This is a genomic window from Pseudomonas sp. GW821-FHT10B02 (genome assembly GCF_059415665.1).
Genome location: NZ_JBWKNR010000012.1, coordinates 125454 through 138197, shown reverse-complemented (window position 1 = coordinate 138197; position 12744 = coordinate 125454). Strand labels below are relative to the sequence as shown.

The 12744-nt window shown below is 61.4% G+C and carries 10 protein-coding genes, 1 tRNA gene and 1 pseudogene; 9 read left to right on the top strand and 3 right to left on the bottom strand.

Annotation, left to right across the window (positions count from 1 at the left end):
* The 9 genes and pseudogenes from miaA (at position 1) to AC07OF_RS18685 (ending at position 9649) form a co-directional block, all read left to right on the top strand.
* On the top strand, positions 1-972 hold the full coding sequence (gene miaA / locus AC07OF_RS18725) for a tRNA (adenosine(37)-N6)-dimethylallyltransferase MiaA (RefSeq protein WP_157194425.1): 972 nt from the start codon (positions 1-3) through the stop codon (positions 970-972).
* Between the two features lie 96 nt (positions 973-1068).
* On the top strand, positions 1069-1329 hold the full coding sequence (gene hfq, locus AC07OF_RS18720; protein ID WP_028945676.1) for an RNA chaperone Hfq: 261 nt from the start codon (positions 1069-1071) through the stop codon (positions 1327-1329).
* A gap of 12 nt (positions 1330-1341) precedes the next feature.
* Positions 1342-2643 (top strand): ribosome rescue GTPase HflX, encoded by a 1302-nt coding sequence (hflX, locus tag AC07OF_RS18715; protein ID WP_038615206.1) that lies wholly within the window; start codon positions 1342-1344, stop codon positions 2641-2643.
* 96 nt (positions 2644-2739) lie between these two features.
* Positions 2740-3900, top strand: coding sequence for an FtsH protease activity modulator HflK (gene hflK, locus AC07OF_RS18710; RefSeq protein ID WP_157194423.1), 1161 nt, complete (start codon positions 2740-2742; stop codon positions 3898-3900).
* On the top strand, positions 3900-4766 hold the full coding sequence (gene hflC / locus AC07OF_RS18705; protein WP_476446096.1) for a protease modulator HflC: 867 nt from the start codon (positions 3900-3902) through the stop codon (positions 4764-4766). Before hflK ends, hflC begins: the two co-directional genes overlap by 1 nt.
* Before the next feature lie 278 nt (positions 4767-5044).
* Positions 5045-6232 carry an ATP phosphoribosyltransferase regulatory subunit gene (locus AC07OF_RS18700; protein ID WP_191830718.1) on the top strand — a complete coding sequence of 396 codons (1188 nt, stop codon included), beginning with the start codon at positions 5045-5047 and terminating at the stop codon, positions 6230-6232.
* Between the two features lie 54 nt (positions 6233-6286).
* Positions 6287-7576 (top strand): adenylosuccinate synthase, encoded by a 1290-nt coding sequence (locus tag AC07OF_RS18695; RefSeq protein ID WP_157194420.1) that lies wholly within the window; start codon positions 6287-6289, stop codon positions 7574-7576.
* A gap of 111 nt (positions 7577-7687) precedes the next feature.
* Positions 7688-8743 (top strand): annotated as a pseudogene (locus AC07OF_RS18690) (methyl-accepting chemotaxis protein); the annotation flags it as partial.
* 21 nt (positions 8744-8764) lie between these two features.
* Positions 8765-9649 (top strand): methyl-accepting chemotaxis protein, encoded by an 885-nt coding sequence (locus AC07OF_RS18685; RefSeq protein WP_408635436.1) that lies wholly within the window; start codon positions 8765-8767, stop codon positions 9647-9649.
* Positions 9650-9737: 88 nt separating this feature from the next.
* Here AC07OF_RS18685 and AC07OF_RS18680 read toward each other — a convergent pair whose 3' ends face one another.
* From AC07OF_RS18680 to AC07OF_RS18670, 3 genes are all read right to left on the bottom strand, one after another.
* Entirely contained in the window at positions 9738-11306 is a 1569-nt protein-coding gene (locus AC07OF_RS18680) for an ABC transporter permease (protein ID WP_157194418.1), read from the bottom strand.
* Positions 11306-12319 carry an extracellular solute-binding protein gene (locus AC07OF_RS18675; protein ID WP_157194417.1) on the bottom strand — a complete coding sequence of 338 codons (1014 nt, stop codon included), beginning with the start codon at positions 12317-12319 and terminating at the stop codon, positions 11306-11308. The genes AC07OF_RS18680 and AC07OF_RS18675 overlap by 1 nt, the downstream gene beginning before the upstream one ends.
* A gap of 176 nt (positions 12320-12495) precedes the next feature.
* Positions 12496-12582: transfer RNA gene (locus AC07OF_RS18670), tRNA-Leu, on the bottom strand.
* Positions 12583-12744: the final 162 nt, after the last annotated feature.

Genomic DNA, 12744 nt, shown 5'->3' with positions numbered 1-12744 from the left:
ATGAGTGGCAAACCTCCCGCGATATTCCTGATGGGCCCGACCGCGGCGGGCAAGACCGATCTGGCCATCGAGCTGACCAAGGTACTGCCTTGCGAGTTGATCAGTGTCGATTCGGCGCTGGTCTATCGAGGTATGGATATTGGCACGGCCAAGCCCTCCAAAGAGGTGCTGGCGGCCCATCCTCACCGCCTGATCGATATTCTCGACCCGGCCCAGAGCTATTCGGCTGCCGATTTTCGTCGTGATGCACTGGAGGCCATGGCCGATATCACCGCGCGCGGCAAAATACCGCTGCTGGTCGGTGGCACCATGCTCTATTACAAGGCCCTGCTCGAAGGCCTGGCCGACATGCCTGCGGCCGACCCGCAGGTACGCGCCGAACTTGAAGAAGAGGCTGCACGCCTTGGATTGCAAGGGCTGCACCAGCAGTTGGCAGCGGTCGACCCGGAATCGGCAGCGAGAATTCACCCCAATGACCCCCAGCGCCTGATTCGCGCGCTCGAGGTTTATCGGGTCAGCGGCCTGACAATGACGGCTCACCGCCAGCGTCAATCCGCGGAAAGTAGCGCCGCAGGCCCTTCGGCGGCGGGTCATTTGCCCTATACTGTCGCCAGCCTGGCCATTGCGCCTGCCGACCGTCACGTGTTGCACGAGCGGATTGCGCTACGATTTGGGCAAATGCTGGAACAGGGCTTCGTTGACGAGGTCCGATTGCTGCGAGCCAGAAGTGACTTGCACGCGGGGCTGCCGTCTATACGGGCGGTTGGTTATCGCCAGGTCTGGGATCATCTTGATGGCAAGTTAACATCAGTTGAAATGCAGGAGCGCGGCATTATTGCCACTCGCCAATTGGCGAAACGGCAATTCACCTGGTTGCGTAGTTGGGCTGACCTGCACTGGTTGGATAGCCTGGCTTGCGACAATCTGTCTCGCACCTTGAAATACCTGGGATCGGTCTCCATATTGAGCTGAGTCCTTGTAATTGCCGTCTATCCTTGGGGTGGGGCGGCTTGAGCCATCAGTTTTTCTTTGATTTTTTTACTATTGATCCTTACAGGAGTGCGGCATATGTCAAAAGGGCATTCGCTACAAGACCCTTACTTGAATACTTTGAGAAAAGAAAAAGTTGGGGTTTCGATCTATCTGGTTAACGGCATCAAGCTGCAAGGCACGATCGAATCCTTCGACCAGTTCGTGATCCTGCTGAAAAACACCGTCAGCCAGATGGTTTACAAGCACGCTATCTCGACAGTGGTTCCTGTGCGTCCGATCCGTCTGCCAAGCGCATCCGAATCCGAGCATGGCGACGCTGAGCCAGGTAACGCCTGATAGGAGTCTGCTTTGTTCTTTGAGCGCCACGGTGGTGGTGAGCGGGCAGTCCTCGTTCACTTGGAAGGTCAGAACCCTGAGGCGCGCGAAGATCCGCAGGAGTTTCGGGAGCTGGCACTGTCGGCTGGGGCCGATATAGTCGCGTTCGCCAATGTGGCGCGACATCAGCCCAGCGCCAAATACCTGATTGGCAGTGGCAAGGTCGAGGAATTGCGCGACCTGGTCAGCGCCGAGCAGGTAGATTTGGTGATTTTCAATCACACCCTCACCCCCAGTCAGGAACGTAACCTCGAACGAGTTTTCGAGTGTCGCGTGCTTGACCGCACCGGTCTGATTCTCGACATCTTCGCCCAGCGGGCGCGTACCCATGAAGGCAAGCTGCAGGTCGAACTGGCTCAGCTTGAGTACATGAGCACGCGGCTGGTACGCGGTTGGACACACCTTGAGCGGCAGAAAGGCGGTATCGGCCTGCGCGGTCCGGGTGAAACCCAGCTGGAAACCGACCGGCGTCTGTTGCGGGTGCGTCTGCGCCAGATCAAGGCGCGCCTGGAGAAGGTCCGCAGCCAGCGCGAGCAGGCTCGCCGCGGGCGCAAACGGGCAGATATCCCGTCGGTGTCCCTGGTCGGCTATACCAACGCCGGCAAATCGACCCTGTTCAATGCCCTGACCCAATCCGAGGTCTACGCGGCCGACCAGCTGTTCGCGACCCTCGACCCGACCCTGCGCCGGCTTGAGCTCGATGACGTCGGGCCGATCGTGCTGGCCGATACCGTGGGTTTCATTCGCCACCTGCCACACAAGCTTGTGGAAGCTTTTCGGGCTACGCTCGAAGAGTCGAGCAACTCCGATCTGCTGCTGCATGTGATCGACGCCCATGAGCCTGATCGCATGGAGCAGATTGAACAGGTCATGGCGGTGTTGGGGGAGATTGGTGCAGAAGGCTTGCCGATCCTCGAGGTCTATAACAAACTCGACCTGCTTGAGGGTGTCGAGCCACAGATTCAGCGCGATGCCGACGGCAAGCCGCAGCGGGTCTGGGTCTCGGCGCGTGATGGGCGCGGCCTGGAACTGGTGGGGCAGGCAGTCGCCGAGTTGCTGGGGGATGACCTGTTTATCGGAACCTTGCGCCTTGAACAGCGTTTCGCGCGATTGCGCGCGCAATTCTTTGCATTGGGCGCAGTGCAGGGCGAAGAGCACGACGATGAAGGCAGCAGTCTTCTGGCCATTCGGGTGTCGCGGGTCGAGTTCAATCGCCTGGTCACTCGCGAAGGCTTGAAGCCGGCGGAGTTCATCGAGCAACACACTTTGCAATAAAAGCCCGGCGACGCGGTCGGGCAGCCGTGACAGGCATTCTGTAGCATTGGACGGCGCGCCGTGGGTGCGTCTTTGCTTTATCAGATGGAGAGCGCTATGGCTTGGAATGAGCCGGGTGGCAACTCGAACAATCAGGATCCGTGGGGCGGGCGCCGTGGTGGCGACAAGAAAGGGCCGCCGGATCTCGACGAGGCCTTCCGCAAGCTGCAGGACAGCCTGAACGGCATGTTCGGCAGTGGCAAAAAACGCGGCGGTGACAACGGCATCGGCAAGGGCGGTGGCTTCGGCCTGCTCGGCGTCGGGCTGGCCGTGCTGGCAGCTATCTGGCTGTACAGCGCCGTGTATGTGGTCGACGAACAGGAGCAGGCGGTAGTGCTGCGCTTCGGCAAATACTACGAAACCGTAGGGCCGGGCCTGAACATCTACTTCCCGCCGATCGATCGCAAGTACATGGAAAACGTCACGCGTGAGCGTGCCTATACCAAGCAGGGGCAGATGCTCACCGAAGACGAGAACATCGTCGAAGTGCCGCTGACCGTGCAGTACAAGATCACCAACCTGCAGGATTTCGTGCTGAACGTCGATCAGCCTGAAGTCAGCCTGCAGCATGCGACCGACAGCGCCCTGCGCCATGTGGTGGGTTCCACCGCCATGGACAAGGTACTGACCGAAGGTCGTGAGCAGATGGCCGTGGAAATCAAGGAGCGCCTGCAGCGTTTCCTCGACACCTACCGTACCGGTATCACCGTCACCCAGGTCAACGTACAGAGCGCGGCAGCCCCGCGTGAAGTGCAGGAAGCCTTCGATGACGTGATCCGTGCCCGTGAAGACGAGCAGCGTGCCCGCAACCAGGCCGAATCCTACGCCAATGGCGTGGTGCCGGAAGCGCGTGGTCAGGCCCAGCGGATCATCGAGGATGCCAACGGTTACCGCGACGAAGTCGTCTCGCGCGCCAAGGGTGAGGCTGATCGCTTCACCAAGCTGGTTGCCGAATACCGCAAAGCACCTGAAGTGACCCGTCAGCGTCTGTACCTGGACACCATGCAGGAAGTCTACAGCAACACCAGCAAGGTCCTGGTTTCCGGTAAGGATGGCCAGAGCAACCTGCTGTACCTGCCGCTGGACAAGATGGTCGAAGGCAGCCGTAGCAGCAGTGTTCCAGTAAGCGTCCCGGCTTCGGCCAACGACGCGGCCAATCGCGCGGCAGCTGAGCTGCAACAGCAGCAAACACAGTTGCGTACTAGGGAGAGCCGCTGATGAGCAATAAATCGCTGATCGCCCTGATCGTTGGCGTGGTGCTGGCGATCGTGGCCTGGAACAGCTTCTACATCGTCTCGCAGACCGAGCGTGCGGTAATGCTGCGATTCGGTCGTGTGGTTCAGACCGATGTCCAGCCTGGCCTGCATGTGAAGATTCCGTACGTCAACCAGGTGCGCAAGTTCGACGCCCGCCTGATGACCCTGGATGCCCCGACCCAGCGCTTCCTTACCCTGGAAAAGAAAGCGGTGATGGTCGATGCCTACGCCAAGTGGCGGGTCAAGGACGCCGAGCGTTTCTACACCGCGACTTCGGGCCTCAAGCAGATCGCCGACGAACGTCTGTCGCGCCGTCTGGAAAGCGGCCTGCGTGACCAGTTCGGCAAGCGCACCCTGCACGAAGTGGTTTCCGGTGAACGTGACGCGCTGATGTCTGACATTACTGCCTCGCTGAACCGTATGGCCAGCAAGGAGCTGGGCATCGAAGTGGTCGACGTTCGCGTCAAGGCCATCGACCTGCCCAAGGAAGTAAACCGCAGCGTGTTCGAGCGTATGAGCACCGAGCGTGAGCGTGAAGCCCGCGAACACCGCGCCAAAGGTAACGAGCTGGCCGAAGGTATTCGTGCCGACGCCGACCGTCAGCGCCGTGTATTGCTGGCAGAAGCCTATCGGGAATCGGAAGAGGCCCGTGGTGATGGTGATGCCCAGGCGGCGGCGATCTACGCCAAGGCCTATGGTCAGGACCAGGACTTCTACGCGTTCTACCGCAGCCTCAAGGCTTACCGCGAAAGCTTTGCCAGCAAAAGCGATGTACTCGTGCTCGATCCGAACAGCGAGTTCTTCCGCTTCATGGACAAGGCCAAGTAGTCAGGTTGCACCCCGCCGGGCGGTTAAAACGCCTGGCGGGGTGATCCTGCGAGAAAACGGGTGTATGATGCGGCAGCCGGGAAATTCCCGGCTTTTTTGCGTCTGCAAGACCGAACGGCCGCAAGCCGTCGCCGGCCTACAGCGCAGCCCAAGGTATTTGAGGGTATCGGCACGGCGGTTGCGCTGGAATCAGTGCTGCGCGTCATAGTTTGGCGATACCTGCTTCACTCAAGGCAAGCCTGCGGGCAGGCCGCCCGGACCAAAGGGGAAATGGCGTAATGGCAACGGTAGACCGCTGGCTGCTGCCAGATGGCATCGAAGAAGTACTGCCACCTGAGGCGGCGCGCATCGAGATCGCGCGTCGTCAGGTGTTGGATCTGTTCCAGAGCTGGGGTTACGAGTTCGTCGTGACTCCGCATATCGAGTACCTGGAATCGCTGCTTACCGGTGCCGGCCAGGACCTGGATCTGCGCACGTTCAAGGTTATTGACCCGCAATCGGGTCGGCAGATGGGCTTTCGTGCCGACATCACCCCGCAGGTCGCGCGCATCGATGCGCACACCCTGCGTCGTGAAGGCCCGAGTCGTCTGTGCTACGCCGGTAGCGTGCTGCACGCCTTGCCGCGCGCGCTGTCGACTTCGCGCAGCCCGATCCAGCTCGGTGCCGAGCTGTACGGCGACGCCAGTCCGGTCAGCGACGTTGAAGTAATCAGCCTGATGCTGGCCATGCTGCAACTGGCCGACGTGCCGGATGTGCACATGGACCTTGGTCATGTCGGTATCTACCGTGGCCTGGCCCGTGCGGCCGGTTTGTCCGGCGCGGTTGAACAGCAGCTGTTCGATGCCCTGCAGCGCAAGGCTATCGATGAAGTGATCGAGCTGACCGCCAACCTGCCGGCGGATCTTGCCGCCATGCTGCGTTCGCTCACCGAGCTGTGCGGCGGTCGTGAAGTGCTGGCCGAGGCGCGCGTGCGTCTGGGGCGTGCCCCGGCTGCGGTGCTGGCAGCGCTGGATGACCTGATGGCGATCGCCGAGCGGCTGGCTACGCGTTACCCCGAGCTGCCGCTGTATTTCGACCTGGGTGAATTGCGCGGTTATCACTACCACACTGGCGTAGTGTTTGCCGTCTTCGTCCCGGGCGTCGGTCAGTCGATCGCCCAGGGCGGTCGTTACGACGATATCGGAGCAGACTTTGGCCGGGCACGCCCGGCTACCGGTTTCTCCACGGATTTGAAGACCCTGGTCACACTGGGGCGGGCCGAGGTTGTGTTGCCGTCTGGCGGGATCTGGATGCCCGACAGCAGCGATGCAGCACTCTGGCAGTTGGTCTGCCAATTGCGCAGTGAAGGTCAGCGGGTGGTTCAGGCGCTGCCTGGGCAGCCATTGACTGCCGCCGTCGAGGCGGATTGCGATCGGCAATTGATTCAGCAAAACGGGCTTTGGCAGGTACTGCCGCTGGCCATTTGAGATTCCCCGCCGGTACGAGCCGGCGCCAAGTTTGCGCGAATGAGGACAAGTGTTATGGGTAAGAATGTCGTAGTCCTGGGCACCCAGTGGGGTGATGAGGGCAAAGGCAAGATCGTTGATCTGCTGACCGAACATGCTGCCGCCGTAGTGCGCTACCAAGGTGGCCACAACGCGGGCCACACCCTGGTGATCGACGGTGAAAAGACCGTGCTGCACCTGATCCCGTCTGGCGTGCTGCGCGAAGGCGTACAGTGCCTGATCGGCAACGGCGTGGTGGTTGCACCGGACGCCCTGCTGCGTGAGATCAGCAAGCTGGAAGAGAAGGGCGTACCGGTGCGCGAGCGCCTGCGTATCAGCCCGTCCTGCCCGCTGATCCTGTCCTTCCACGTTGCGCTGGACCAGGCCCGTGAAAAGGCGCGTGGCGAGCTGAAGATCGGTACTACCGGTCGCGGCATCGGCCCAGCCTACGAAGACAAGGTCGCGCGCCGTGGCCTGCGTGTTGGCGACCTGCTCAACATGCCGCGCTTTGAAGACAAGCTGCGTGAACTGGTGGAGTACCACAACTTCATGCTGGTCGGTTACTACAAAGAGCCAGCCATTGACTTCGACAAGACCCTGGCTGAATGCAAAGAATACGCTGAGCTGCTCAAGCCGCTGATGCTGGACGTTACCGCTGAGCTGCACGACCTGCGTCGCGCTGGCAAAGACATCATGTTCGAAGGCGCCCAAGGTTCGTTGCTGGACATCGACCACGGTACCTACCCCTATGTGACCAGTTCGAACACCACCGCTGGTGGCGTCGCTACCGGTTCGGGTGTTGGCCCTATGTTCCTGGACTACATCCTGGGCATCACCAAGGCTTACACCACGCGCGTAGGCTCGGGTCCATTCCCGACCGAACTGTTCGACGAGGTAGGTGCGCATCTGGCTAAACAAGGTCACGAGTTTGGCGCGACGACCGGCCGTGCTCGTCGTTGCGGCTGGTTCGACGCCGTTATCCTGCGTCGCGCTATCGATGTGAACAGCATCTCGGGCATCTGCCTGACCAAGCTGGACGTGCTCGACGGTCTGGAAACCATCAACATCTGCGTCGGCTACAAAGATGCAGAAGGTAACGACGTTGCTCCGACTGACGCTGACAGCTACGTGGGTCTGCAGCCTGTGTACGAAGAAGTGCCGGGTTGGACCGAATCGACCGTGGGTGCCAAGACCCTGGAAGAGCTGCCAGCCAACGCTCGTGCTTACATCAAGCGCATTGAAGCGTTGATCGGCGCGCCGATCGACATCGTCTCCACCGGCCCGGACCGCAACGAGACCATCGTGCTGCGTCACCCGTTCGCCTGAGTCGCGATTGATGTGAAAGCAAAGGCCCCTTTATAGGGGCCTTTGTCGTTTCTGCCTGCTGTTCGGCACAACCTTTGCTGTAAGAATCGCTTTCGGGTTGCCATCATTTTAATGGCCCCAGTAGTAGAGGGTTCTTACGTGTCTGCCGTTCTCTCACTGTTACGAAGCCGCCTGTTGCGGCCGGTCTTTGTTGCCCTTGGTATCGCTCTTTTGGTGCAGGTGCTGGTCGCGGTCGCGCTGACCCGGAGCACGGTCACCACCCTTGAGGCCGATTTGGGCAAGCGATTGGGTGCCGATAGCCAGAAATTGTCCGCCGAGCTTGAGCAGGCCGGGCAGGAAGTCAGTGCCGGGCTCGATAGCCTTTCCGCCAGTACCCGCCAGCGTCTTACCGCTGGGCTTTCGACGCGTCTGCAAGGCGAGCAGGCCCAGTTGCGGGCGACCCTGGAGAAAAACCTCAAGGACTCGGCCAATGACATGGCTGAACTGCTGGCCTCGGTCGCCCCGCGGGCCATGTGGGACAACGATGTGCCGACCCTGTCGGAGTTCTCCCGGCGTGCCCAGCGCAACCCCAATGTGCTGTTCGTGGTGTACGACGATGCCCAGGGTCAGCACCTGACCCGCTACCTGAACCGGCAGAACCCGATCAACCAGGTCCTGCTGGAAAAGGGCCAGGGTGAACGAGCGCTGGACAAGGTCCTCGACGCTGCGCGCAATGATCCCTCGGTGTACTTCGTCGAAGCTTCGATCAGTCCTAACGGCGTCGAGATCGGCAAGGTGCTGATGGGTGTTTCCACTGCGGCAGTGGATGCCGAACTGGTCGCCCTCGACAAGCGCTTCTCGGCCTTGATCGCCAGTGGTGATCAGTTGGTTGGCGAGAGCCTGGTGGGCGCTGCCGCTGACAGTAACAAGGCCCTGCGCGCGCGCCTGGAGGCGGCACAGGCCAGTGCTGCTGGCATGCAGGCCAACACCTCGCAGAGTGTCCAGGAGGCTGCTGCAACGCTACGCTGGAATATCGGCGTAGGCCTGGCGCTGGTCGGGCTCGGCGTGCTGCTGGTGGTGGCGGTGGTACTGGGGCGGCGGGTGGTCAACAAGCTGCGTCTGCTGATCGCTGCGCTCAACGATCTGGCGGCAGGTGAGGGTGACTTGACCAAACGCGTGACGATCGACAGCCGCGACGAGATTGGCGATATGGCGGCCGCGGTTAACCAGTTTGTCGATAAGTTGCAGCCCATTGTCCGTGAGGCGGGTGAAGTGGCGCAGCGCACGGGCGTCGAGATCGGCGTCATGGCTCAGCGCAATGCCGGCGCCGATGCTGCGGCTGAACTGCAGCGTGACGAAGTGGCGGCCAGCCTGCGCGACTTGTCGAGCATGGCCGATGAGGCCCAGGCCGAGAGCCACGCCATGCAGTCGGCGTTGCAGCAAGTGGTGGATATCCGTCAGGCCACTGACGAAAACAGCCGGACCTCGACCCAGGTGGCCAAGCTCATCGAAGAGCTGGCCGGGCAAGTCGAGACCGGCTCGAAAGTCATCGAGCGCCTGGCTCAGCAAAGCGAGCAGATCGAGGTGGTGTTGACGGTGATTCACGGTATCGCCGAACAGACCAACCTGCTGGCGCTCAACGCCGCGATCGAAGCGGCACGGGCCGGTGAGACCGGGCGCGGCTTTGCCGTGGTCGCTGACGAAGTGCGGGCCTTGGCGAGCAAGACCCAGAGCTCAACCGGCGATATCCAGGCGCATATCGGTGCGCTGCAGCAAGGGGCGAAAGAGGCGGTTGCGGCGATCAGTCAGGCCGGGCGCCAGGCCAGCGAAGGTCTGTTGGTGCTGCGTGACAATGCGCGCTTGCAGCAGTCGGTGCAGGCTTCGGTTGAGCAGGTGCATGCGGCGATTGGCCTGGCTACCCGCGCGGCTGAGCAACAGGCACAAGGGGCTCAGGCTGTGCGTGGGCGGGTGCAGACCATTCATGCCCAGGCCGAGCGCGCTGCCGAGGTGGTGATGCAGACCACTGCCAGTAGCAAGGTGCTGGATGATTTGGCGGCGCAGCTCAAGGCCAGCCTCGGGCAGTTTCGGGCCTGAAAGCAATCGCGGGGCAAGCCCGCTCCCACAGGGTGGCTATTCACAACCCTGTGGGAGCGGGCTTGCCCCGCGATGCTTTTCCACAGCCTCAAGCGCGGTTCAGATACATCCGCGTAGTCAACAAATACACCGGCAGCCCCGACACCAGAATCAGCAGTGCAGCATAAGGCGCTGCCGCCGCGAACTCGACGTTGGCGGTGTGCGCCCAGACTTCAGTGGCCAGGGTGGTCATGCCGGTCGGGCTGAGCAGCAGGGTTGCGGTCAGCTCCTTCATGGCATCGAGAAACACCAGGGCAAATGCTGCCGCCAGGGCCGGGAAGATAATCGGCAGGGTGACCCGGCAGAACGCCGTGAACTGCGTTGCGCCAAGGGTGCGCGCCGCTTCTTCAAGTTGCGGCGCTGCCTTGTTCAGTGCCGTGCGTACTGGCGCCTGGGCCAGCGGCAGAAACAGCAGGGCATAGGCCAGCAGCAACAATCCGGTGGTCTGGTACAGAGCCGGTACGTAATGCAGGGCGAAATACACCAGAGTCAAGGCGATCACCAGGCCGGGCAGGGCGTGCAGCAGGTAGGGCAAACGCTCGGCCCAGATCGCCAGACGGCCTTTGTAGCGCACCACGAGGAAACTGACCGGCAGCGCCAGCAGCAAGCTCAAGCCTGCGCCACCCAGCGACAGTGACAGCGACGAGAACAGTGCACGGCTGATGTCGGCCACCGGAAAGGCCGCAGACGAGCCGACGCTCAGCCAGTAACCCAGCATGCCCAGCGGAATGCCGCTGCCCAGCAGTGCCAGGATCAGGCAATACAGTTGCCCCGCTGGCATCCAGGCGCGCAGGCGGATCGGTGCACCGCGTCGCGCCACGCCCTGGCCAATGCGCACATGCCGCGCCTTGCCGCGTACGCGCAGCTCAAACCAGAGCATCAGCAGGCACATGAACAGCAGCACCGCCGACAGCATCGCCGCGTTGGCATTGCTGAACTCCAGTTCGAACTGCTGGTAGATCGCCGTGGTGAATGTCTGCAGGCCGAGGATCGACAGGGCGCCGAACTCCACCAGCATGTGCAGGGCAATCAGCAGGCTGCCGCCGAGAATCGATGGCCAGAGCAATGGCAGGGTGATTCTGAAGAACACGCCCCAGCGATTTTGCCCCAGGGTGCGCGCCGATTCCTCCAGGGAGGTGTCGAGGTTGCGCAGGGTTGCCGCCACCGGCAGGAACACCAGCGGGTACTTGGACAGGCTCATCACCAGAATGGCGCCACCCAGGCCTTCGAAGCGCGGGCTCAGGGACACCCAGGTAAAGCCGCTGACAAAGGCCGGCACGGCGAAAGGCAGGCACAGAATAACGCCCCATAAGCGCCGTCCCGGCAGGTCACTGCGCTCCAGTAGCCAGGCCAGTGACACGCCCAGGGCCATGCAGGCCAGGGTGACGCCGGCCATCAGCATCAGGGTGTTGCGCATCAGGCCCCAGACAAACGGACGCCAGAGCAGGTGCAAGGCTTCCCGCCAACCGGCTTCCCAGGCTTTCAGGGCGACATAGAGCAGGGGCAGCAGGCTCAGGCCGACCAGCAGCAGCACCGGTAGCACAACCCAGATCGAAGGGCGCTTGCGCTTGGGGACGTAGCGGCTGCTCAGCGCTGGTGCGGGTACGGCTGCACTCATCAGAGCAGGCCAACTTCGCGTTCAAGCTCCAGGGCTTCTTCAGCGTTACCCAGATCGGCCGGGGTGATTTTCGGTGGGCGCAGGTCTTCGAACGGCTTCAGGCCCTGGTCCGAAACCATGCCTTTGTGCAGCGGATACTCGGCGGTGGTCTGGGTGATCACGCGCTGACCTTCTTCGCTGGCCATCCAGGCCAGCAGTGCCTGGGCTTCTTTCGGGTGTTTGCTGGCCTTCACGGCAGCGGCGCCGGAAATGGTCATCAGGCCGCCGACGTCGCCGTCAGCCAGGTAGTAGAGTTTCGAATCCAGCTGGCCACGCTCTTTCTTTAGGGCGTACCAGTAGTAGTTGTTGACCAGTACCGCCGCCACTTCACCGTTTTCCACGGCTTTGAGAGCAACCATGTTGTTGGTGTAGGTCTTGCCGAAGGCCTTCAGGCCGGTCAGCCATTCTTCGGCGGCGTCGCGACCGTGCAGCTTGAGAATGGCCACGGCCTGTTCCTGGAAGGCGCCGCTGGTCGGCACGAAACCGATCTTGCCTTCCCATTCGGGGCTGGCGAAGTCCATCACCGAAGGTGGCAGCTCTTTCTCGTCGATGACTTTCGGGTTGAACGCCACCACCCGGGTGCGTGCGGTCACGCCCATCCAGGTACCGTTGGTTGCGACGAATTCCTTGGGCAGTACCTGCAGGGTCGACTCGTCGATCTTGGCCAGCAGGCCGAGCTCGCCCAGGTTGTTCAGCGGTGGCGACTCTTCGGTGTAGATGACATCGGCTGGCGAGCGCTCGCCTTCTTCGATGATCTGGCTGGCCAGCTGGTTGCTGCTGCCCTTGCGGATGTTGATGTGGATGCCGGTCTTGGCCTCGTAGGCCTTGGCGATGGCATCACCGATTTCCTTGTGCTGGCCGTTGTACAGGGTCAGGGACACAGGGTCGGCGGCCATGGCGGCGGGAGCGCCGAGCAGCAGGGTCAAAAGAGAAACGGCCAGGCCGCGCAATAGGGGGGCATTGCGGAACGTCATGCGGGTACTTCCTCGCTTGCGGCTACATATCTGGAAACAATGATAAACGATATCGCTTCTCAGATGCCTGAATGAGAGGAATTTCATGAGCAGGCTATCGGTTGTTTCGAGGCAGCAAGCAAGAAAACGAGGAGGGCAGAAACGAAAAAACCCGCTTTCGCGGGTTTGATCTGAATTGGTGCCCAGAAGAAGACTCGAACTTCCACGACCGTAAGGTCACCAGCACCTGAAGCTGGCGTGTCTACCAATTTCACCATCTGGGCAAAATGAAGCGGTGTAGCTTGTAACGAAAACAGTGTAGCGTGTTGCAGTAAATCTCAGAAGCGCGGGGCAGTTCTAAGATTTGAAATTGGTGCCCAGAAGAAGACTCGAACTTCCACGACCGTAAGGTCACCAGCACCTGAAGCTGGCGTGTCTACCAATTT